This is a genomic window from Pantoea sp. PA1, from assembly GCF_056856975.1.
Map to the genome: position 1 here is coordinate 720,544 of NZ_JBXGEE010000001.1, position 24,140 is coordinate 744,683.

Annotated in this window: 14 protein-coding genes; 10 read left to right on the plus strand and 4 right to left on the minus strand. The window is 55.0% G+C overall.

Annotated elements, in window-relative coordinates:
- The first annotated feature begins 28 nt into the window (after positions 1 to 28).
- The 4 genes from AC1V0D_RS03700 to AC1V0D_RS03715 all read left to right on the plus strand — a co-directional run bounded on the left by AC1V0D_RS03700 (position 29) and on the right by AC1V0D_RS03715 (position 13,001).
- Positions 29 to 10,477: a hemagglutinin repeat-containing protein gene (locus tag AC1V0D_RS03700; RefSeq protein WP_482906977.1), complete on the plus strand. Its 10,449-nt coding sequence runs from the start codon at positions 29 to 31 to the stop codon at positions 10,475 to 10,477.
- The gene (locus tag AC1V0D_RS03705) at positions 10,467 to 11,087 is read left to right on the plus strand and encodes a hypothetical protein (RefSeq protein ID WP_482906978.1); all 621 of its coding nucleotides are present in this window, start codon (positions 10,467 to 10,469) and stop codon (positions 11,085 to 11,087) included. The genes AC1V0D_RS03700 and AC1V0D_RS03705 overlap by 11 nt, the downstream gene beginning before the upstream one ends.
- A 200-nt stretch (positions 11,088 to 11,287) precedes the next feature.
- The gene (locus AC1V0D_RS03710; protein ID WP_482906979.1) at positions 11,288 to 12,391 is read left to right on the plus strand and encodes a VENN motif pre-toxin domain-containing protein; all 1,104 of its coding nucleotides are present in this window, start codon (positions 11,288 to 11,290) and stop codon (positions 12,389 to 12,391) included.
- Positions 12,381 to 13,001, plus strand: coding sequence for a hypothetical protein (locus AC1V0D_RS03715; RefSeq protein ID WP_482906980.1), 621 nt, complete (start codon positions 12,381 to 12,383; stop codon positions 12,999 to 13,001). Before AC1V0D_RS03710 ends, AC1V0D_RS03715 begins: the two co-directional genes overlap by 11 nt.
- Before the next feature lie 93 nt (positions 13,002 to 13,094).
- On the opposite strand, the gene AC1V0D_RS03720 is transcribed toward AC1V0D_RS03715, so the two are convergent.
- Entirely contained in the window at positions 13,095 to 13,358 is a 264-nt protein-coding gene (locus AC1V0D_RS03720; protein ID WP_482906981.1) for a hypothetical protein, read from the minus strand.
- A gap of 43 nt (positions 13,359 to 13,401) precedes the next feature.
- On the opposite strand from AC1V0D_RS03720, the gene AC1V0D_RS03725 reads away from it, so the two are divergent.
- Positions 13,402 to 15,243 (plus strand): VENN motif pre-toxin domain-containing protein, encoded by a 1,842-nt coding sequence (locus AC1V0D_RS03725; RefSeq protein ID WP_482906982.1) that lies wholly within the window; start codon positions 13,402 to 13,404, stop codon positions 15,241 to 15,243.
- Positions 15,244 to 15,327: 84 nt separating this feature from the next.
- Entirely contained in the window at positions 15,328 to 15,825 is a 498-nt protein-coding gene (locus AC1V0D_RS03730) for a hypothetical protein (protein ID WP_482906983.1), read from the plus strand.
- Between the two features lie 32 nt (positions 15,826 to 15,857).
- Here AC1V0D_RS03730 and AC1V0D_RS03735 read toward each other — a convergent pair whose 3' ends face one another.
- Positions 15,858 to 16,106, minus strand: a complete 249-nt coding sequence (locus AC1V0D_RS03735; RefSeq protein ID WP_482906984.1) for a SymE family type I addiction module toxin — start codon at positions 16,104 to 16,106, stop codon at positions 15,858 to 15,860.
- A gap of 1,006 nt (positions 16,107 to 17,112) precedes the next feature.
- Here AC1V0D_RS03735 and AC1V0D_RS03740 point away from each other — a divergent pair.
- The 4 genes from AC1V0D_RS03740 to AC1V0D_RS03755 all read left to right on the plus strand — a co-directional run bounded on the left by AC1V0D_RS03740 (position 17,113) and on the right by AC1V0D_RS03755 (position 19,986).
- The gene (locus AC1V0D_RS03740; RefSeq protein WP_482906985.1) at positions 17,113 to 17,676 is read left to right on the plus strand and encodes an Ail/Lom family outer membrane beta-barrel protein; all 564 of its coding nucleotides are present in this window, start codon (positions 17,113 to 17,115) and stop codon (positions 17,674 to 17,676) included.
- Between the two features lie 211 nt (positions 17,677 to 17,887).
- Positions 17,888 to 18,382: a DUF2569 domain-containing protein gene (locus tag AC1V0D_RS03745; RefSeq protein WP_482906986.1), complete on the plus strand. Its 495-nt coding sequence runs from the start codon at positions 17,888 to 17,890 to the stop codon at positions 18,380 to 18,382.
- A 116-nt stretch (positions 18,383 to 18,498) separates the two neighbouring features.
- Complete coding sequence (locus AC1V0D_RS03750; protein ID WP_482906987.1) at positions 18,499 to 19,038, plus strand: hypothetical protein; 540 nt, start codon at positions 18,499 to 18,501, stop codon at positions 19,036 to 19,038.
- 405 nt (positions 19,039 to 19,443) lie between these two features.
- Positions 19,444 to 19,986, plus strand: a complete 543-nt coding sequence (locus AC1V0D_RS03755; RefSeq protein WP_009090837.1) for a glycine zipper 2TM domain-containing protein — start codon at positions 19,444 to 19,446, stop codon at positions 19,984 to 19,986.
- Between the two features lie 135 nt (positions 19,987 to 20,121).
- Here AC1V0D_RS03755 and mfd read toward each other — a convergent pair whose 3' ends face one another.
- Both mfd and AC1V0D_RS03765 read right to left on the minus strand, forming a co-directional pair.
- Positions 20,122 to 23,565 carry a transcription-repair coupling factor gene (mfd, locus tag AC1V0D_RS03760; protein ID WP_482906988.1) on the minus strand — a complete coding sequence of 1,148 codons (3,444 nt, stop codon included), beginning with the start codon at positions 23,563 to 23,565 and terminating at the stop codon, positions 20,122 to 20,124.
- Positions 23,566 to 23,791: 226 nt separating this feature from the next.
- On the minus strand, positions 23,792 to 24,001 hold the full coding sequence (locus tag AC1V0D_RS03765; protein WP_009090835.1) for a hypothetical protein: 210 nt from the start codon (positions 23,999 to 24,001) through the stop codon (positions 23,792 to 23,794).
- Positions 24,002 to 24,140 lie beyond the last annotated feature (139 nt).

Genomic DNA, 24,140 nt, shown 5'->3' on the forward strand with positions numbered 1-24,140 from the left:
ATATTGCTGACAATGGACTGTGCGCATTATGAATAAACTCTGCTATCGCCTTATCTTCAACCGGGTTCGCGGCATGTTAATGGTGGTGTCCGAGATCACCCGTAGCGGCTATTCGCGCGTTGCACGCAGCCCGAAACGTGCCTCAATTACAGAAGCACGGGTCAGAATCTCACTGCTCAGCTTTACACTCTGGCTGGCGGCGGGTGTGGTCAGTCTGCCTGTACAGGCGAATATTGTGGCCGACAGCAGTGCGCCGGGCAGCCTGCAGCCCACTGTCATGGCTACTGCCAACGGTCTGCCGCAAATCAATATTCAGACGCCCAACAGCCAGGGTGTTTCCCGCAATCAGTACAGCCAGCTCGACGTCGATGCGCGTGGCGCAATCCTCAACAACAGTCATCAGAACACCGCGACTCAACTGGGCGGCATGGTCGCGGCAAACCCATGGCTGTCAAAGCAGGAAGCGACGGTCATCCTTAATGAGGTAAACAGCCGTAACCCCAGCCAGTTGAACGGATTTATCGAAGTCGCGGGTAAACGGGCGGCGGTAGTAATTGCTAACCCTTCAGGCATTACCTGTAACGGCTGCGGATTTATCAACGCCAGCCGCAATACGCTCACCACCGGGCAGGCGCTGATTGAGAATGGGCAGCTTAAGGGCTTCGATGTGAACGGCGGTCGCATCAATATCGAAGGTAAGGGCCTGAATGACAGCGATGCGGACTACACCCAGATCATTGCGCAGTCGGTAGCGGTTAACGCAAAAGTCCATGCCCGCGAACTCAATGTGGTTACGGGCAGGAACCAGGTTACGGCTGAAGGCAACGTCACCACAGTAAAAGCGGATGATGGGACGCCACGGCCTGAGTTTGCGCTCGATGTGGCGGCGATTGGTGGTATGTATGCCAATAAAATTACCCTGACCGGGACTGAAAAGGGCGTGGGTGTGCGTAATGCCGGCGAACTGGGGGCCAGCGCCGGTGAACTGCATCTGACGGTGGATGGACGACTGGAGAACAGTGGCACACTGCAAAGTCAGGCCGCATTGCAGATAGCCAGCAATGGCGACCAGGATAACCGCGGCAATATCGTTTCTCAGCAGGATGTCACACTGACTTCCGGCGGCACGCTGCGCAACAGCGGGCTGGTGAGCGCGGGCAGGCACGCCACGCTCTCTGCCGGCACCCTGCAGAGTAGCGCTGAAAGCACGCTGGCGGCAGGCGTTGACGGCAACGGTACACTGAGTCAGCCTGGTAATCTGCTGCTGACCAGTCAGGGTGAGCTGAAAGCTCAGGGTAAAAATCTGGCGCATAACCAGATCCTGGTGCAGGGCAGCCGGATCGATCTGGCTGGCAGCCAGACCTCAGCCGATGCCATTGCGCTGACCTCCACCCAGGCAGATATCAGCACTCATGGTGCAACGGTAGCGGGCCGCACGCTCGGCATCCAGGCCGCAACAGCGCTTAACAATGACGACGGCAAAGTGGCCGCTGACAGCCTGGCCATCACAGCCCAAAACGTCAGTAACAATCGCGGTCTGCTGCGCCAGCAGAACCGTGAAGCGCTGACTCTCTCCACCGGTTCACTACTCAACAATCAGGGTACGCTGAGCAATGAAGGCGATACCCGGCTACAGGCACAGCACATTGAAAATCGCGGTGGACTCATCGCAGGCAACGGTGATTCGCTGCAGCTTGATACGCCATGGCTGGATAATCAGGGCGGCACGGTGCAGCTGGCGGGCAACGGCGCGCTGACCCTTAATACAACCCGGCTGGAAGGCAATCAGGGCAATCTGCTGTCAGCGGGTGCGTTAACGCTCAGCGGCGACAGGATCGATCTCTCTGAAGGTCATACCCAGGCAGAGGCGTTAACGCTGACGGCGGGCACGCTGGATCACCATCAGGGTCTGCTGTCGCAGCGCGGCACAGGCGAGATGGCGATCGCGGTTTCAGGTGACGCAGACAACCGCGGTGGACGGATTGAGAGCGGCGGTAATCTGCGCGTCACATCAGCCAGCCTGGATAACAGTGGCGGGACGCTACTGGCGGCGGGCAGCGGTGATCTGCAACTGCAGGTTCAGGAGACCCTTACGAATGTACAGGGCGCGCTGCAGGCCAGCCGCAATCTGCAACTTATTAGTGCTGGCCTGAGTAACCAGCAAGGCCGCATCACTGCCATCAGCGGCGATGCTACATTAACGACCCGCCAGGCTATCGATAATGAGCAGGGCCGCATCGAAGCGGGCCAGCAACTTACCCTGCGCAGCCAGGGACTGGATAACCACAGCGGGACCGTGCTCGGTGAGGGGGTAAACCTCGACACCCAACAGGGCCAGATCGATAACACCGGCGGAAATCTGGTGGCCCGGCGCGATTTGAAGATCTCCGGCGGTAAAACGGACAATAGCACCGGCCTGGTGCAGTCCGGCGGCGATCTGGCGATCAATACTCACGACAAGGCACTGATCAACCGTGACAGCGGTAAAGCCGGAATAGTCAGCGGCGGCGCACTTGCCCTCACCACCGGCGACCTTGATAACCAGAACGGCGTGATAGCAGCCGCTTCGGCAGCCACGATCAGTAGTGCAGGTGTGACCAACGGTGACGGCACGCTGCTGTCGGATGGCGCACTCACGCTGAACAGTGGCGCATTCGATAATCAGCGCGGCCTTATCCAGTCCGGTGCATCGCTGTCGCTGGACACCCACGGCGCGCAGCTGACCAACACGGCCAGTGGCGACCGCGGCGGCATTGTGGCGCGCGGTGATCTGCAACTCTCAACCGGAACGATTGCGGGCGACCACGGCGTCATTCAGGGACAAAACCTGTTCATTGATAGCCGGGGCCAGGCCGTCAATATTGAGGCGGGGCTGGTCAGTGCCAGAGGGGAAGTGCAGCTGAGCAGCGGTGCGCTGAACAATCGCGCCGGACGGCTCCAGTCTGGCGGTGATATGCAGCTGGATACGCAGGGAGAGGCGCTGAATAACGCGGCATCCGGCGTTATGGTGGCGGGCGGCAATCTGCACGTGAGCAGCGGCGATATCAACAACAGCGGCGGTTCGCTGGTTTCAGCGGGGAATGCACAGCTCAACAGCGGTGCGGTAAATAACACTGACGGCACCCTCACTGCCGATCGTGCGCTGACGCTGGAGAGCGGCAGCGTGGATAACCAGCATGGCCTGCTGCAGGCGGGTGAGGCGCTGTCGCTGAACACCCACGGCGCGCAGCTGACCAACACCGCCAGCGGTGCACAAGGGGGGATCGTGGCGGGTGGCGATCTGCTCCTTTCCACGGGCCAGATCGATGGCCAGAACGGGATGATGCTGGGACAGAATGTCCGCATCGACACCCATCAGCAGACCTTCGATCATCAGCAGGGACAACTGGGCGCTAAAGGCACACTGCAACTGGACAGCGGGATGCTCAACAACCGTGCAGGCAGGATTGAGTCGGGCGGCGATCTCCATCTGGATACCCATGGCAACGATCTCATTAACCGTGACAGTGGAGCGGCAGGCGGCCTGTTCAGTGCGGGCATCCTGAAGCTCTACAGCGGCACGCTGGATAACCTGCGCGGCTTTATCACCGGCAGCAAAGGGGCACAGATTGCGGCAGGCGACATTCACAACCAGTCCGGCACGCTGACGGGCGGTAAAGGACGGCTTGATCTCACCAGTGGCGAGCTGCAGAACCAGGGCGGTCTGTTACAGGCCGGCAGCGACATGACGCTGGACACCCAGGGCCACACCCTGATCAATCGCGACAGTGGCAGCCAGCGCGGCATCGTTGCTCTGAACAGTCTGGATCTGCGCAGTGGTGCGATTGATAACCAGACGGGCTTTATTGCCGCCGGAAACCAGACCACGATCAATGCCTCTGAGCTGAACAACAGTCAGGGACAAATCGCAGGTAATGGCGGGCTGTTGTTCAGCGGTCAGGCACTGAAAAACAGTGACGGTAAACTGCAGTCGGCGGGGGATATCACCCTTAACACGTCCGGCCAGACGCTGGCTAACCAGCGCGGACTGATTGCCAGTGGCGGTAACCTTCACATTGACAGTGGCGCGCTGGATAACCAGCAGGGGCAGATACAGGGCGGCACCGATCTGACGCTCAATGCGGGACAAAATGCGCTGCTTAATCAGACAGGCAAACTCCTCTCAGCAGGCACGCTATCACTGACGGCAGGTCAGCTCACCAACAGTGACGGACTGGTGCAAAGCGTCGGTGACGGCTTACTGTCGCTGAGCCAGCAACTGGATAACCGCAGCGGGCTGATTCAGGGCGGCCAGCAGATGACGATTACCACGCCATCGCTGATCAACCGCGATACCCGACAGAGCGGCAAAGGGATCGAAGCGGGCAGCTTAACCCTCGAAGCCGATACCCTGGATAACAGCCAGGGTGCGTTACGTGCAAATCAGCGGCTGGCATTGATCGTGCAGCAGGCGCTGGACAACGTCAGCGGGCTGATCTCATCCGCCGATACCCTGACCATCCAGCAGAGTGCGCCAGCCCGGTCTGCGGCCTCTAAAACCCAGCAGCGCCGGATGCTGGCCATCAATAATGCGCCTGGTCAGACGCTGACTATCAACAACCAGCAGGGCACCCTGATCGCCGATCACGACGCACAGATCAACGCGGCTGCACTGAGCGGCGACGGGCAGGTGTTATCGCAGGGTGATCTTGGCATCACCCTGGCGGGCGATTTTCATAACACCTCTGCGGTCAAAGCCAACGGCATACTGCGCCTGACGACAGGAGGGGACGTCACCAACGATGGCACCCTCGCGGGTCAGCAGTCGCTGTTCCTGACCGCACAGAACATCAACAACCAGGCAGGTGGTGAGATCAGCGGCGGACAGACCGACATCACGGCAGCCGATACCCTTAATAATAGGGGTCTGATTGACGGTGGCCTGACGCATCTGGTGGCGGGCATTCTGAATAATAGCGGCACCGGTCGCATCTTTGGCGATCACATTGCCATTGCGGCTTCGCTGCTCAATAACCTCAGCGAAGAGGGCAAAGCGGCAGTAATTGCTGCCCGACAGCGACTGGATATCGGGGCGGACACCCTGAATAACCGTGACCACGCGCTGATTTACAGTGATGGCGATCTGCATATTGGCGGCCAGCTGGATGCGAACTATCAGGCTACCGGCCAGGGGCAGCAGCTCAACAATGACGGGGCAACCATTGAGGCCGGGCAGGATGCCACGATCAGCATGGCGGAAATCAACAATACCAACCGTCATCTGACCACGCAGGTCGTTACGACTGAAGATAGCCAGCACCATGACGCGGTGCTCAAAGGCCATACTGACCGCTTCGACTGGGCCAAAGTGGACACCAGCAAAAAAAATAAATATGGCGTGCACACGGCAAAAATGCCGGACGGCACCAGCGGCAGCGAGTTTTATGAGTATGACTACCGAAGAGTAGTAAAAGAAACTCAGATCCAGGAGAGCGATCCGGGCAAAATCCTGTCAGGCGGCAACATGACCTTTAGCGCCGGCCGTCTCAACAACCACGACAGTCAGATTGTCGCGGGAGCCGTGCTGGGCGGTCAGATAGGCGAGCTGAATAATCAGGCGACGAAAGGGACGCGCGTTACCATGGACGACGGGAAATCGGTGCGCTGGTACGCGAAGAAGAAGAAAAAGAAATTTGGCGGGACCAAAACCTCGCAGGGTAAGGATCGGAAAACCTATCGCCCGGCCCCCGTAACGGAAACCATCGATCTGAAGACGCTGAGCTGGCAGGCGAATGCCGCGCCGCAGGGCAATGGCTACGAGACCGGCAACCGGCAGCAGCAGGGTGTCACTGCGCAGGCCGACAGTATTGGCTCGCCTTCTCTTCAGCAGGCGGTTACCGCCGTGGCGCTGAGTGCCACGGATAGCGGCAGTACCTTGCTGCCCGCCGGATTACGCTATGACAGCGCACTGACGCTGGACAAACTCGGCAGCCTCAAAGACCGGCCGCTGCTGTTACCTGCCGGGCAGCAGTTCTCGCTGACGCTGCCTGCGACGGTGGTCGACGGACAGACGATTACGCCAGTGATTCGCGCCGTCTCACCGGACATCCGTCTGCCGGATAACAGCCTCTATCAGTTGCAGCCCGGCAGTGACAGTCACTATCTGGTTGAGACCGATCCGCGTTTTGTGAATCAGAAACAGTGGCTCAGCAGCGACTATATGCAGAATGCCCTGACCACCGACAGCAGCCTGATTCTGAAGCGGCTGGGTGATGGTTATTACGAGCAGCGGCTGGTGCGTGATCAGATTATTCAGCTGACCGGCAACCGCTATATCAGCGGGTATGGCAGCGATGAAGATCAGTATCGCGGGCTGATGAATAATGGGGTAGCCTTTGGCAAAGCCTACGACCTTGAGTTGGGCGTGGCGCTGACCCCGGCACAGATGGCCCTGCTGACCAGCGATATCGTCTGGCTTGTGAATCAGACCGTGACGCTGCCGGATGGCACCCAGCAGACCGTGCTGGTGCCGCAGGTTTATGCGAAGGTAAAACAGGGTGACTTAACCGGCGACGGCGCGTTGATCGGGGGCGGTAGCGTGGCGCTGACTGCCCGCAACGACATCACCAACAGCGGGACCATTCAGGGCCGCGACGTGACGCAGCTGACGGCGCAGTCGCTGACTAACAGCGGTTACATCAGCGGCAACACCGTTAATCTTACCGCCCGTCAGGATATCACTAACCTCGGCGGTACCCTGCGTGGCGACAGTCAGCTTACGCTGCTGGCGGGGCGTGACATCACCAGCCAGTCAACGCTGCGCGGCGACGGTACCGACCGCTGGATCGATCGTCCGGCCGGTATCTACGTGCAGGGCAGTGACGGTGCGCTGACGCTGAGTGCACTGAACAATATCAACCTGGCCGCCAGCGATATCGGCAACGCCGGAGAGAAGAGCACCACGACGATTCAGGCGGGCAATGACCTGACGCTCGGCACCCTCAGCACGCAGCACAGTGAAGATGACAGCTGGAACAGCAGCAACTACCGTCGCCTGTCACAGCAGAGCGACGCCGGGACACGCATCACCGCCGGCGGCGCGCTGCAGCTGAGCGCCGGACAGGATATCCGCGCCACCGCCGCGGACGTTACGGCGGGCGGTGCACTGACCGCCAGTGCCGGACGAGACATCGTGCTCAGCGCGGGCAACAGCCGCACCGATCTCACCGAACACAGTAAGCAGTCCAGCAAAGGGCTGCTGTCGGGCAGCAGCCTGGAGACCCACGACGAGCTGCACAGCAGTCAGGCGCTCAGCACCACGCTGAGCGGCGACAGCGTCCGGCTTCAGGCGGGCCGTGACATTGGCGTGACAGGCAGCAACGTCGCCGGTACGCAGGATGTGGCGCTGGCCGCAGGCCGCGATCTCAGCATCACGACCGCCACAGAAACTCGTGATGAAGTGCATCAGCGCGAGGAGAAAAAATCGGGCCTGATGGGCACTGGCGGCATCGGTTTCACCGTGGGGCAGGCGATGCAGAAGAGCAGCACCGACGCCAGCGGCGCACTTAACCGGGGCAGCACGGTGGGCAGCAGCGACGGCAGCGTGATCCTCAGCGCCGGTAACCAGCTTACCGTGCACGGCAGCGACGTCATCGCCGGTAAAGATCTTTCTCTGAGCGGCAGCGATGTAACCGTCAGCGCAGCCGAAAACAGCCACACGGCACTGACGAAAACTGAGCAGAAGCAGAGCGGGCTGACGCTGGCGCTGTCCGGGACAGTTGGCGCGGCGCTTAATACGGCAGTCCAGACCGCCCGCACCGCCGATGAAAGCGATGATGGCCGGCTGAAGGCGCTGCAGGGTACTAAAGCGGCGCTGACGGCGGCGCAGGCCGCGCAGGCTTACCAGATGGACGGCGCGCAGACCGACGCGGCGAACGCCAGAAACACCGCTTCGGGCCTCAAACCGGGTGATAAAGGCTATGAAGAAGGCTCGACCAGCTCGGTCGGCATCAGCCTCTCGTACGGCAGCCAGTCGTCGAAAAGCGAGTCACGTTCCGAAAGCCGCGAGGCGCAGGGCAGTACGCTGGGCGCGGGCGGTAATCTGAACATCACCGCCACCGGCGCGCAGCCGGGCAGCGCGGGTGATATCCTCGTGCAGGGCAGTCAGCTGCAGGCGGGGGGTGACCTCGGGCTGACGGCGAAAAACGACATCAGCCTGCTCTCTGCGCAGAACAGCGAGCGCACCGACAGCACCAACAGCAGCAAGGGCGGCAGCGTCGGTATCGGGCTGACTGCCGGATCGGGCGGCTACGGCATCAGCGTGTCGGCCAGCGTCAATGCGGGCAAAGGGCGCGCAAACGGCAACGGGCTGACCCACACCGAGACCACGCTCACGGCGGGCAACGGGCTGAGCCTGAACGCCGGGCGCGACACCACGCTCACGGGCGCCCAGGTGCGCGGCGACAGCGTGAAGGTCGACACCGGCCGCAACCTGACGCTGACCTCAGAGCAGGACAGCGACCGCTACGACAGTAAGCAGCAGAACGCCAGCGCGGGCGGCAGCTTCACCTTCGGCTCGATGACCGGGTCGGCAAGCGTGAACCTCAGCCAGGACAAAATGCACAGCAACTGGCAGAGCGTGACCGAACAGACGGGCATCTTTGCCGGTAAGGGCGGCTTTGACGTAACCGCCGGTGAGCACACCCAGCTCAACGGTGCGGTCATCAGCTCCACCGCCAGCGCGGATAAAAACCGGCTCGACACCGGCACGCTGGGCTTCAGCAACATTGAGAACACCGCGGACTACAAAACCGAGCACCAGAGCGTGGGGATGAGCACCGGCGGCAGCATCGGCAGCCAGTTTGAGGGCAACATGGCGAACGGCCTGCTGGCGGGCCTGAACGGCAGCGGCAGCGCCTCGTCGGTAACGAAGTCGGCGGTGAGCGACGGCACGATTGTTATCCGCGATAAGGCGAAGCAGACGCAGGACGTGTCGGCGCTGAGCCGCGACGCAGAGGGGGCGAATCCGGGGCTTGATAAAATCTTCGATAAGGATAAAGAGCAGCGGCGGATGGAGACGGTGCAGCTGCTGGCAGAAATCGGCAGCCAGGCGGGCGACATCGCGCGGACGCAGGGCGAGATAGCGGGCCTGAAGGCGCAGACTGACCCGGCGGCGCTGGCCGCGGCGAGGGAAGAGCTGGCCGGAAAAGGGAAGCTGAACCCGACGTCAGATGAGATAGCGAAGCAGGCTTACAACATGGCGCAGAAGCCGTTCGGTACAGGTTCGTCGCTGCAGCAGGGTATCAGCGCGGCGACGGCGGCGATACAGGGACTGGCGGGGGGCAACATCGCCCAGGCCATGAGCGGGGCGGCGGCACCGTACCTGGCGGAGCAGATACATACGCTGACGACCACGAAAGGCCCGGACGGCAAGGATGTGGTGAACGTTGAGGCGAACCTGATAGCGCACGCGGTGGTGGGCGCGGTGACCGCATACGCATCGGGTAATCCTGCACTGGCGGGTGCCTCGGGCGCGGCGATGGGCGAGTACATCGCGCAGCAGATGTATCCGGGGGTCAGGCGCGAGGACCTGAGTGAGGATCAGCGCCAGACGATAAGCGCGCTGGGGACGCTGGCGGCGGGCCTGGCAGGCGGCATTGCCGGAGACAGCGCGGGCAGTGCGGTGGCGGGCGCGCAGGCGGGTAAAAATGCGCTGGAAAACAATAGTCTTCTCCTGCCAAGGCCTGTGCCGGTACCCGTTCCGGGACTACCATTGAGTCCAGGTGATAAGGTAGTTCTGGATGCGAATAACAAAATTGCATCGGAACTGGATAAGACTCTGAAAGGGTCAGGAACTGAGGCGGATACGCCACCGATTACTGATGGTCGTGCAATCGTTGAAGCGCGTGATGAGGCTGCCAAATCGCGCGATCTAAATGTGGCAAAGAATCAGCAGCATCAGGATGGCGCTGGTAACAGAACTGAAACGTTGCCGGTTAATGATGACCTGACGGGTGGTAAGCTGGTCAACCCGGCGCAGGATCAAAATAAAGGAACTTCACTGGTCACGCCGGATCGGTCTGGTGAGCAGGGACCAAGCAATACAGGGAATACGGATGGTCTGCCGGATACGGGAGGCAATACCACGGTAACGCCGATTCCCCCACAGAATAAGGATGATTTGGCTTATCTGGCTGAAGGGGATAAGCCTGCAAATCTTTCTCCTGAAGGGGCTGGTCGCTCAGGTGCTTTCAATGAGGCGAAGAGACAATCTGGTATACCAGTGAGTCAAAGCCCCAATAAGGTATCCCCGAATATAGACAAGCGTGGTAATCCTCAACCAGGTTATATCTATGAATTTATAGTTCAAAAACCGGGAGGAGGTACGCAAAAAGTTTATATAAGAGATGATGCAGGAGGCCATTTCTTTGGAGTCGATGATCCTCAAAATCGAGGCTCACATTTTAACGATCCTGCAGGTAACCACTATGACTACTGATGTTGTTATTAGATATGCTGAAGATATAAATGAAAAAAATGAAATCACAGATTTCAATTTATTTTCAATAAGCGGAAAAGATATCTCGGCAGTGAGCTGGGAATTACCCAATGTGCCACTAAAAAATTTTGGTGAGGGTTTGTTGAGGGAGATGGTAAAAAATTATTCTTCAGGTCTTAGCGATGAAGTCATATACACATTTGTCGTTTTATCAGCAGAGCAACCTGATAACGCAATTGTTAACCACAGAAAAACTTGGGGTTTACTTAATGTTAGAGGCGTTAAAGTTAATGGGGTTGATGAAAGGAAAGATTTGATAGTTAAAGGAAATGAAGGCTTGATTCTTTCCGGCTTAGGTTCTGTCAATTTAAATAGCGCGGGAGTAATTGAAAGCTTAATTAATAGCGGCGAGAAGGTGTTTTTTTCAACCATCCAACCAACTAATGTGAATATGACTGATTCCATACCGAGGCAGATAACAGAATGGATGAGTAATATCTGGATAAATAATGGTGTCGTTTTTTTTGCATTGGGGCGTTATGACGAACCGGATTGTGAAATCGTTGCTTTAGGCCAAAAAAGAAACCTGCAAAAACTTCAGTATACCTAGCGTTAAGGCGGTGGACATCGACAGGACACAAGGGCAGATTGCGGCGACGAAAACAGCCATTAATAAGCTGAAGATGATAATGCCAGAGCAGAAGAAGGATGCAGACGTGTAGTGGCAGTATACCGGGCGCGGGCGGTAACCTGAACATCACCGCCATCAGCGCGGCGACGGCGGCGATACAGGGGCTGGCGGGGGGCGATTTGAAAGCCGCACTGGCTGGCAGTTCGGCCCCTTACCTTGCCGAACTGATTAAGCAAAAAGCGCCGGATGAGGCCAGTCGTATAATGGCGCATGCTGCGGTGGCCGGGGTCGTGGCTGCCGCACAGGGGAATGCAGCGGCAGCGGGCGCGGCAGGCGCGGCCACCACGGCGGCGATGGGCGAAGCCATCAAAAACGCACTATATGGAGACGTACCGGTCAGCCAGATGAGCGAGCAGCAGAAGCAGACGCTGGTCGCGCTGGGCACGGTTGCGGCAGGACTTGCGGGCGGCCTGACCGGAAACGGCACAGCGGATGCAGTAGCCGGAGCGCAGGCCGGCCATAATGAAATCAGCAATAATATGGTCGGCATGGGCATGTTGCAGCAGATGCTGGCGCAGGAGACGCTGAATTCGGCAGCGATGGCCGAAGCGGGCAAAGGTGGTGCGAACGAGCAGGCGGCACTGGCGCTGACGAAAGCAGTTAAGGAAGGCCTTGATTCGACCTGCCGGGCAAATCCCAGCTGCGTGCTGATGGCAATCGTTTCGGCGCAGAGCCAGCAGCATACAAATGGAGCAGGCAGCAAAACGGAAACCGTGCCGGTTGATGATGACCTGACGGGTGGTAAGCTGGTTAATCCCGTGCAGGAGGAAAAGAAAGGAACGACGCTGGTTACGCCGGATCGATCTGGTGAGAAGGGAGCAGGCCATACCGGAAATACCGGAGGTACGCCGGATACGGCGGACAATAGCACGGTTACGCCGCTTCCTGAGCAGAATAAGGACGATCTGGCTTATCTGGCTGAAGGGGACAAGCCTGCAAATCTTTCTCCTGAAGGGGCTGGTCGCTCAGGTGCTTTTAATGAGGCGAAGAGGCAGTCAGGTATACCTGTATCAAAACATCCGGATAGAGTAACTCCTAATTATGATCGCCGTGGTAAGTTACAGCCAGGTAAAAATTATGAGTTTGATACACGAGATGAAAATGGAAATATCAAAACTATAATTATTAGAGATGATGCTAAAGGCCATTTTTTTGGTGATAATGACCCCCAAAATAGAGGTCCGCATTTTAATGACGATTTAGGTAACCATTATGACTATTAAATACAAGGTAAGAGCTACAGATAGCATCAAGAAAGGTAATGATGTTATCTGCTTTGATTATATCAATGAATTAACTAATGACTATAAGGCTACCAGTCTTGAAATAAATGCCAGCGATAGAAATGATGGCTATTTTCAGATTTTTAGTGACATGCTGAAGTGGTTGGGTTACTCATCTGAAAAAAAATTACTCTATTTTTATGGTGAATTAGCGCCCTGGTTAGATGATACTAAAATAAATCGGCATAAAGGGTTTTGGGGTTTAAAACCATATAATTGTAAGAATTATAGCTTCCTTAAGGAAAGAAAAAATGTCTTTTTAATCAGAGATAAAAAAATAAAGCTGTGCGGATTTGTTAAGTTGGAGTTTGAAAATTTATCTGACATGATTATGACGACATCGTACAAGGATAAAAGTTTTTATTTTCTTGTTGCTGACTCATGTTTTGATGAGGATTGTTTTGTTTCGGTTATACAAAAAAACTCGTTTGGGAAAGTTATGGATTATATTCTATCACAAGGTTCAGTAGTATTTATTCTCTTAGGTGATGAGGATTTTAAGTCTTCCGAAATTGTTATGATTGGTGACGTAGATAAAATTATTCCATAAAGGCCGTGGTGGTAATTTTTCAGTTTTAACATGAATTTGAACGTATATCGGGGACTGCAACCTGACGCTGACCTCAGAGCAGGACAGCGACCGCTACGACAGTAAGCAGCAGAACGCCAGCGCGGGCGGCAGCTTCACCTTCGGCTCGATGACCGGGTCGGCAAGCGTGAACCTCAGCCAGGACAAAATGCACAGCAACTGGCAGAGCGTGGCCGAACAGACGGGCATCTTTGCCGGTAAGGGCGGCTTTGACGTAACCGCCGGTGAGCACACCCAGCTCAACGGTGCGGTCATCAGCTCCACCGCCAGCGCGGATAAAAACCGGCTCGACACCGGCACGCTGGGCTTCAGCAACATTGAGAACACCGCGGACTACAAAACCGAGCACCAGAGCGTGGGGATGAGCACCGGCAGCAGCATCGGCAGCCAGTTTGAGGGCAATATGGCGAACGGCCTGCTGGCGGGGCTGAACGGCAGCGGCAGCGCCTCGTCGGTAACGAAGTCGGCGGTGAGCGACGGCACGATTGTTATCCGCGATAAGGCGAAGCAGACGCAGGACGTGTCGGCGCTGAGCCGCGACGCAGAGGGGGCGAATCCGGGGCTTGATAAAATCTTCGATAAGGATAAAGAGCAGCGGCGGATGGAGACGGTGCAGCTGCTGGCAGAAATCGGCAGCCAGGCGGGCGACATCGCGCGGACGCAGGGTGAGATTGCGGCGACAAAGGCCGCTACTGAGAAGATGAAAAACATCTCGCCGGACCAGAGGAAGGACGCCGAAGCGCAGTGGCGGAAGGCGAATCCGGGTCAGGAACCCACCACGGCCGACATCACCGGTCAGGTGTACCAGACGCTGTACAACCGGGCGATGCTGGACAGCGGAATGGGGACCGGCGGGGCGGTGCAGCAGGGTATCAGCGCGGCGACGGCGGCGATACAGGGGCTGGCGGGGGGCAACATCGCCCAGGCCGTGAGCGGGGCGGCGGCACCGTACCTGGCGGAGCAGATACATACGCTGACGACCACGAAAGGCCCGGACGGCAAGGATGTGGTGAACGTTGAGGCGAACCTGATAGCGCACGCGGTGGTGGGTGCGGTGACGGCACACGCATCGGGCAACGCGGCACTGGCGGGTGCCTCGGGCGCGGCGATGGGCGAATATATCGCGCAGCAGATGTATCCGGGTGTTAAGCGCGAGAACCTGAGTGAGGAGCAGCGCCAGACGATAAGCGCGCTGGGAACGCTGGCGGCGGGCCTGGCGGGCGGCATTGCCGGAGACAGCGCGGGCAGTGCGGTGGCGGGCGCGCAGGCGGGAAGAAATGCGGTTGAGAATAATTATCTGCACGTGTCCGAGAAGACTGAACTTGAGATAGCGAAACAGAAACTCAACAGTAGCGACCCGGCAGTGCGTGAGCAGGCACAGCAAACCATCAAGGACCTGCGTGAAAAGGACATCAGCCGCGATCAGAAGGTTATTGAAGCCTGTGGTAACGGAAATGCGGGAAGTGCGGCCTGTGCCGGAGCAAGGCTGGAAGTCATTGCGGCTAAGAGTGAATACGAAACCGGCCAGTACAATAATAAAGACAGTGAAATGTATGCTGACTCTTACGGCCAGATAGTGAACCTGCTGAATATCACCAGTGTTGATGCGCAGAATCAGCAGCAGGTGAAGGATGCGATGGTGAACTATGCCATGACGCAGCTTGGTGTTGATAAGGCGACGGCAGAGCAGTACGTCTCGACTTATGAGGGGATGCAGATTGTTACGGCTTCAATGACGCCTGTCATTGGCCCAGCAGCAGCCAGCAAAATTGAAGCTCTGGCAGGTAAGCAACGACTGGCCAGTAGTTTTGAAATACACTCTCTGCCAGATGCCAACGGGAAAAATCATGTTACAGCAGTGAAGGGTGATGCAAAGATATCTGTAGATAAGATTGAACTGTATATGCGCGGTAAAGCATCAGGTGATCTTGAGTCTCTGCAGAAAGAATATAACTCTTTAAAAGACGCAAAAATTAGCAGTCAAAGAGAATTTGCAAAAGATCCAGGTAATGCAGTTAGATTAAAGCAAGTGTCAGATCAAATATATAACATCGAAAGATCGCGTGATATGGATCGTGTTCTAAATAATGCGGGTATACCTGATACGCCTGCCAACAATAGTATGATAATGGATAAATTATTGGATTCAGCACAGACCAACGCCTTCAAACAAACAAACATCAGTTGTTGTCTCAGGACCTAACGGTAACGTAAGAGTTAATGCTACATGGACTATTTTACCTGATGGCTCGAGGCGGTTGGCAACTGTACAAACTGGAGCATTCAAATGATGATGAATCTAAAGCAGCCAGAAATCAAAGAGTTACTTGATGGGTTAAAAAGTTATTTGAAAAATGGCTATGTTAATGAACTTTCGCCTGAAGATCCTGCGAAAGATGCGTTTGATTATCTCAACGCTCTTTATTTGATTAAACAGCACGATGGGATTGTTTTTTGTAGATTAATTCTGGAGTCAAAAACATTACATAATGACTTTTTGAGAGCAACTTGCTTGTCTTATCTACTGTTATCAGAGAATGATTTGCAATACTCATTTTCATTTTTACTTGAAAATAGTAATTCTTTATCGGTCCCGTTGCTGCAAGAGGCGCTATTCTATTTTTACTGTGCAAAAAATGAAGAAGAACCTTATCCTGTACCAGAAGGTTTATTTAAAAAGCTAATGGAAAGATATGAGGAATTGAAAGGTGATCCCGATGAAAAATTTTATCATCTTCATGAAACGTACAATGATTTTTCAAAAGCTTACTCGCTGAAAAATTAATTAAATCCCGGCATTGGTGCCGGGATATTGTTTTACAGGTCAGTCCGGTACCCTTCAGTCGCCAGCCGGATAATCAGCTGTCCCGGCCCGGTGATCACCTCGATCTTCTGCCCGGTCGTAAAGCCCAGCGCTTCCAGCCAGCGGCCTTTGATGGTGAGCTGTGGCAGCGGGTTAGGCTGGCCTTTATTAGGCCGGTATCCCACTTTGTAATAATGCGACTGCGATCCGCTGGCGGTAGTTGTGGGTGTGTGCGTCTCTGGCTTATGATGCGTGTCAGCCATGATCAACTCCTCATTAGTTGGTTGTGGTCAGCGGCTGCTGCGGGGTGCCGCCCGCTTCAGCCGCGCTAAAATCTCACGTTACGCTCTTCCTCTCCTGTTTTCTCCTGTTCAAATATACACCTTCCGCCGGGTAAACTCGCTGAAAGCGAAGTAGTAAACTGCGAGCCGTCTCTGAGAACGGATTCTTTTTTTCGGTCTGCATTTTGCTTATCCTTTCTTCATCTCTCCTTACGGAATATTCTTTCCCGGCGGAATGTCACACTATGATTCCGCATTAACCAGCCTTCATTCTGTCTTACTGATTACGCCTTGCCTCCACTAAAGTCGGTAATAACGGCTGCGACGTGACGCAGCTGTAACATGACTGCGGATGAGCACATCCGGCAGAAGGGAGCATTGACAGCCTCCATTGGCAGTCAGTTTCAGGCCAGACTTTTGAATAAGTGCAGATGTAACTCGCCAATTGCTATTTTCCATACAGGTCAATTTAAATAGATCTGTAACTCAGGGTCTGAATAAAGGGGAACCTTGCGGTCAGATTGAGAATCTGTGTTAATAGACGGTATAAAATCGTGTGGTTTTCTGGATGTATTAGCGATAATATTTTCGGTGATTTTTCTTTTTTTGTGGTGATGCGGCCTTGATACCTCTGATTATTTTTGGTCTAATAATGCCCTGAAAATGGATTAATAAATAAAGTACATTAGTTATTCAGGTGGTGAAATTCCTGACTTAACTCAAATTAAATGGACGAAATGCCATTGTGAACGAGTGGGATTTAAATCCCAGATTTCCACAGGTCAGCCTGTTTTAAAACATCCGGATATAAACAGATGTACTCCGACCCTATCTGAGCATAAGGCGCGGAGCGCTACAGGAAATTCCTGGGCGGTACAGGCGGATTGATAAAACGATAACCAGTCCGTCGGGTATGGGTGATTCAGGGAACGAAGTCCTGCGATAAGCGCAGGGAAATAATGTTAAATTATGTAAAGGAATTAACCAGATGACCTCTAAGTTAACGATGCTGGCATTACTGTGTGGCGGTTTGTTCGTGGGCAGCAATGCGCTGGCTGATAATCACACTGTCTCGATCGGCTATGCTCAAAGCAAAGTTGATGACTTCAAAAACATTCGCGGTGTCAATGTTCAGTATCGCTATGAATGGGACTCTCCACTCAGCGTTATTGGTTCGTTCAGCTATCTGAAAGGCGATAAAAGTTTTTCTGAGCGCGAAGATTTTTATGGCGATGTCAGCGGGTATGACGGCAAAACTAAAGTGAAATATTATTCACTAATGGCTGGTCCGGCATATCGTATCAATGACTATGTCAGCTTCTATGGATTGATCGGTGTTGCCCATACCAAAGTGGATGAGAACGTGACTTATCTCGGAGCGTATTCCGAAGATTATAGCGAAAATAAATCCTCTTTTGCCTATGGCGCTGGCGTTATCGTGAATCCTGTCAGCAACCTCTCTGTGAGTGTTGGCTATGAAGGGACTCGCGTGAAATATAACGAAGATGTTGCCATCAATGGTTTTAACATCGGCATCGGATACCGTTTCTGATTCAACGCTAAAAACTGCAACCCTGATCATCTGGTCAGGGTTTTTACGGCCTGCAAAGGAAAGTATTTAATAAATACCGTCTTACGCGACTCTTCGTTAGGTTTAAAAAATACGTGATTCCGTCTTGTCAGAGATGCAAACCTCATGAAATAAGTCGGCTTAATTTTTGTTAAAAATATGGAAAACAATTGCTGTATGCAAGGAGATGAGCATGTTATGCATTAAGTGTCAGGAAGCGGAAGAGAACAAAGAGTCAGGCTTTTGTGATAATTGTGAAAAAAAAGAAGAGGGCAGGATTAATGGTTTATTATATCTGCCAGCTTTAGGCTTAATTGTTGGTTTTTTTACGGTGTTGTATAATGGTTTTAGTATTTTTGCGTTGATTGCCGACACCTACCAGAAACATGGTGTGATTAATAGTTTTAGTGTTTTACTGTCAGTGTTATCCATTATTAATCTTTCCGTAACAGTGCTGGCGTGCTGGTTCTTCTTTAAGAGAAAAGTGAAAGCCAGATATTTGATGATATCGTATTATTTATATGGTCTTCTCTTTGCGACTTTTTGCACGCTTTATCCTGCTTTGGTTTTTCACGTGGATCTTACGCAGTCTGCTATCAATATGCTGGCTCGGGCCTTGATCAGTTGTCTGATATGGGTGCCGTATTTTATTTTTTCCAGCAGGATTAATAAAGTCTTTGTACATTAATACGGTCAGTATGTTTTTCAAAAAATAAACGATGTGCAAGGCAACTCGCGCCTCGTTATAGTACCAATAAAATAACGAAGTCCAGTCTGTGTCAGTTAAATTAAGGGTAATAAAAAATGGCGGAAAAAATCATCATCTTCGGATTGATAGCGCTATTATTGAGTGGTTGCACCGCAGGTTTCAGACCTTCTCTGGATGATTATAAAGGACAGGATGCGGCCCGGATTCGCGTCGCTTCAGAGGGCAATACGGCACTTCAGTTCTTTGAAAAGCAGGGTTCAGGTTGCTATAAAAAAGTGCTGGAACGCCGTATTACTTCTGGCTTTGTCATTCTGGGTATCCCTGTCACAGGGAATAAACGAATAGGTATGCCAGCCTCATCCGATAATAATGGTGCTTTCATCAATGAGTTTACCCTGAAGCCGGGACAAATGATTCGGGTCATCCACTACTGGACAGAGGCTGGGTACTATCAGAACACTCAAAAATCTGCCACTGCTGAATTTATTCCTCAGGCTAACCATGACTACGATATTGTGGTCAGAGGCTCTGAATATTCAGGCGATAGCGTGTCCATCAAAAATCTCACCCCAGACGGCGCCGTAGTGGGCTGGGGCGACGTGAAGGAATGTCCGTCAGAGAGTATTTTTGATTAGTTTCCTCTTTCTTCATTCCTGAAGCCTGGTTGCTTCAGGAATGAATGTTCACGTTTACGGCATAGTCAGTAACCTGCTTACAGGTAGCGATGAAAATGCCGTTATCAGAACAGGCAGTCAGCGTCTTTATAACGCTTTGCAAAGGTTTATCACATTGATTTTAATAGTTAAATTTCTGGGTTAAATCGGTACAAGTAACAACTCTCTGCACCTCAGAACCCTCCTAAAAACTGGTCCTGAAAGCAAAGTGAACGATTTCCTCCATTTATCTGATGTTGCAATTTCGGTCCATCTGTAAAACTTCATCCCAACAAACACGGCGAGTCGCGCACGTCGGTTATGCCTCAGTTAACGAGGATGCTTTACGGCAGTAATGCGCGGTAACACTTTTCAGGAGGACTTCCTGTGAATAAATCAATGTTAGCGGGTATCGGTATTGGTGTGGCAGCAGCACTGGGTGTTGCCGCCGTAGCAGGCATGAACGTGTTTGATCGCGGTCCTCAATACGCTCAGGTACTGGCTGCAACGCCAATCAAAGAGAGCATCAGACAGCCACGTCAGGAGTGCCGAAACGTCACGCTGACGCATCGCCGGGCGGTTCAGGATGAGAACCGTATTGCTGGCTCGGTGTTAGGTGCAGTAGCCGGGGGCGTGTTAGGTCACCAGTTTGGTGGCGGACGCGGCAGGGACGTGGCAACCGTCGCAGGTGCGTTAGCGGGCGGTTATGCCGGTAATCAGGTCCAGGGCGGACTGCAGGATCGGGATACCTACACCACAACCGAGCAGCGCTGCAAAACAGTTTACGACAAACAAGAGAAACAACTGGGATATGACGTGACCTATAAAATAGGCGACCAGCAGGGCAAAATCCGTATGGAAAATGATCCCGGCACCCGTATTCCACTGGACCGCAATGGTCAGCTGATCCTTAACGGCGACCAGGCGTAATTGGGCAAAGCTTTGCCGCACTCGCGGCCACACAGCACGACGTAATAAAAAAGGCGCATCTCAGGATGCGCCTTTTTTCGTGGCGTTCTGCGCGCCGCGCTTCGCCGGAAAACGGGCGAGGCGCGGAAGAACCGGTTACGCCTGATGCTCAGCCAGTTGTGAAACGAAGCTCTGCACCCAATCCATACGAATCTTTCTTTCCGTCAGCTCACGCGTAAACCGGAGCCGTGTCGGGCCATCCAGCTTCCACTGCTGAGGCTCTTTCTGCAGCAGGCTGATCAGCCAGGCCGGATCCACCTTGTTCTGCGGCGCAAAATCGAAATAGCCGCCTTTATCGCTGGCTTCAATCTTGCGCAGCCCCACCGCGCGGGCCTTCAGCCTGATGATAGCGACATCCAGCAGATTGCGCGCCGGATCGGGCAGCAGGCCAAAGCGGTCGATCATCTCCACTTTCAGCTCCTGCAGCTCCTCTTCCGCTTCCGCGCTGGCGATGCGCTTATAGAGCGACAGACGGGTGCTGACATCCGGTATAAAGGTCTCCGGCAGCAGCGCGGGCATCCGCAGTTCTACCTCGGTCTGATTGCTGGTGAGATCCTCCAGTGAAGGTTCACGCCCCGCTTTCAGCGCATCGACGGCGTTCTCCAGCAGCTCCATATAGAGCGTGAAGCCCAGCGTCTCCATCTGCCCGCTCTGCTCATCACCCAGCAGTTCGCCAGCCCCGCGGATCTCCAGATCGTGCGTGGCCAGCGCAAAACCGGCCCCCAGATCTTCCAGCGAGGCGATCGCTTCCAGTCGCTTATGCGCGTCGGTGGTCATCGCCTTCGGATGTGGCGTTAACAGCCAGGCATAAGCCTGATGGTGCGAACGCCCGACGCGGCCGCGCAACTGATGCAGCTGCGCCAGGCCAAAGTGGTCGGCCCGCTCGATGATGATGGTGTTAGCGGTCGGAATATCGATCCCGGTTTCGATAATGGTGGTGCAGACCAGCACGTTGAAACGCTGATGATGGAAATCGTTCATCACCCGTTCCAGCTCACGCTCACGCATCTGCCCGTGGCCGATCGCTACCCGCGCCTCCGGCACCAGTTCGCTGAGACGCTGTGCCGCTTTCTCAATATTTTCGACGTCGTTGTAGAGGTAGTAGACCTGGCCGCCACGCAGAATCTCACGCAGGATCGCTTCGCGGATCACCAGATCATCATATTCGCGCACAAAGGTTTTCACCGCTAAGCGGCGGGCAGGCGGCGTGGCGATAATGGAGAGATCGCGCATGCCGCTCATCGCCATATTCAGGGTACGCGGAATAGGCGTGGCGGTCAGGGTCAGGATATCCACGTCGGCCCGCATCACCTTGATGCGCTCTTTGTGACGCACCCCGAAACGGTGCTCCTCATCGACAATCAGCAGACCCAGATCGTGCCATTTCAGATCGCTCATCAGCAGCTTATGCGTGCCGATCAGGATATCGATGTTGCCTTCGCTGGCCTGTTCCAGCACCTGCGCCTGCTCTTTCGCGGTGCGGAAACGGGACAGCATCTCAATGCGCACCGGCCAGTTGGCGAAGCGATCGCGGAAGTTATCGTAGTGCTGCTGCGCCAGCAGGGTTGTCGGCACCAGCACGGCAACCTGCTTGTGGTTCTCAATAGCCAGAAACGCGGCACGCATGGCCACTTCCGTTTTACCGAAGCCCACATCACCACATACCAGGCGGTCCATTGCCAGCGGCTGACACATATCGCTCAGCACCGCGTTGATGGCCTGAGCCTGATCGGGTGTGGTCTCAAACGGGAAGCTCTCGCAGAACAGCTGATACTGTTCACGGTCATGCTTAAAGGCAAAACCGGTTTTGGCGGCGCGCTGCGCATAGATGTCCAGCAGCTCCGCCGCTACGTCGCGCACTTTTTCAGCGGCTTTCTGCCGTGCGCGCGACCAGGCGTCGCTGCCCAGTTTGTGCAGCGGCGCGTTTTCGTCAGCCCCACCGGCATAGCGGCTAATCAGATGCAGCGAGGAGACCGGCACGTAAAGTTTGGCGTCGTTCGCGTAGGAGAGCATCAGGTATTCCGCCTGGATGCCACCCGCTTCCAGCGTAGTCAGGCCGATATAGCGGCCCACGCCGTGCTCCAGATGCACCACCGGCTGACCGGGATGAAGCTCCGCCAGGTTACGGATAAGGATATCCGGGTTAATGGTACGGCGGGTATCCTGACGGCGACGACTGACGCGTTCGCCCAGCAGATCGCTTTCGCAAATCAGCGCCCGGTTCCCCACGGTGTCGATAAAACCCCGTTCGCTGGCCCCGATCATCAGGCTGAAACGATCCTCACCGGTCTCATCGAAGCGATGCACCGGCTGAGGACGCAGTTTGATGCGTGCCAGCAGCTCCTGCAGGCTTTCCCGGCGGCCCTCACTTTCAACCGAGAAGACCACGGCACCGCTGAAGGTGTCGATAAACTGACGCAGCGGGTCAAGGGGCGCTTTTGCCTGGGCCTGAACGGCCACATCCGGCAGCGGGATATAACCGAGATTGGTGTTGGCGGCTTTTGCCGGGAGCACCTCATTGGTCATGGAGATGCGCGGCCAGGCTTTTAGTTCGCCCATCAGACCGTCCGGACGCAGCCACAGGGTGGCTGGCTCCAGCAGCGGACGCATCGGATCGACGCGACGATTCTCGTAACGCGCTTCCGCATCCTGCCAGAAGCGGGTGGCACTGCCTTCCAGGTCGCCGCAGTTCACAATCAGGGTGTTGTCAGGCAGATAGCTGAACAGGCTGGGCAGAGGCTGCTCAAAAAACAGCGGCTGCCAGTATTCGATGCCCGCCGGGAGCGTGCCTTTGCTGACCTGCTGATAGATATGCTCCGACTCGCGGCGCACGTCGAAGATCTCGCGCCAGCGGCTGCGGAACAGCTCAATGGCTGCCTTGTCGCTGGGAAATTCATGCGCGGGCAGCAGATTGATTTCCGGCACCGCTTCCAGCGTACGCTGACTGTCAACGTCGAACAGACGCAGGCTGTCAATCTCATCATCGAAGAAGTCGATGCGGTAGGGCTGATCGCTGCCCATCGGAAACAGGTCGAGCAGGGCGCCGCGCGTCGCGTATTCACCGTGCTCCATCACCTGGTCGACATGGCGGTAACCCGCCTGCTCAAGCTGGTCGCGCAGCCTGTCGCGCGACAGTTTTTGTCCCTGTTTCATCACCAGCGCGTGACCGTGCAGGAAGCTGTGCGGGCAGACGCGCTGCATTAGCGTATTGACCGGCATAATCAGCAACCCGCGCTGCATCACCGGCAGCTGGTAAAGGGTCGACAGGCGGGAGGAGATAATATCCTGATGCGGTGAAAAGCTGTCGTAGGGCAGCGTTTCCCAATCGGCGAGATGGGCCACTGGCAGATCGGTAAACTGGCGGATTTCATCCAGCAGACGCAGGGCGGTTTGGGTATCGGGCGTAATCATCAACACCGGACCGGCATGTCGCTCGGTAATGCTGGCACACTCTACCGCGTGCGCAGCGCCGATAAGCTGACCAAGCTGCCGGTGATCGCCGGATTTAACGGGCAGGGTATAACGAGTCTGTTCGGGCATGGGATCTCGGGGTTGCTCCATTTTTCCAGGACGTAATCATTCCATATTATGTCAGGGGGATCACCTTTGCGGCACAATTTTCCTGCCGCACCGTGCTCAACCCGAATCGGGCAGTGCTTACCGGGTGTCAGCGGTAACGCAGCGGCTAAAAAGAGAATAGACGGAGTCGGGCGGGGGGATCGGAAAAAACCACCGTCGCAATGCAGCGACGGGGTTAAACGGGCAGTTATTTTATGGATTGCTGTGTGTAATGCATGCGTGGGCGGTCGATATTCGCCCAGGATAACTCCTGCTCAGGATGAAAACTGAGGTTGCCGTCGTCCCACTTTACGTAGTAGCCAGCCGATGCCGCTCCCTGCTCAAAGACGTTGATAATCTCGCCCCGGATCTCCCCGGATTGATGTTTCACGATGCTGCCTTTGGGAAATCTGAACATGATCGCTACCTCTGTGGCCGGGCGATAACCTCGCTTCTTATCCTGTTACTGATTGTAGTCTACCCCCTGTGGTGGCGGATAATCAGCCAATAAGCGGCGGCTTTATGCTCTATTCCCCGGCTTTGGCAGGAAATGTGAC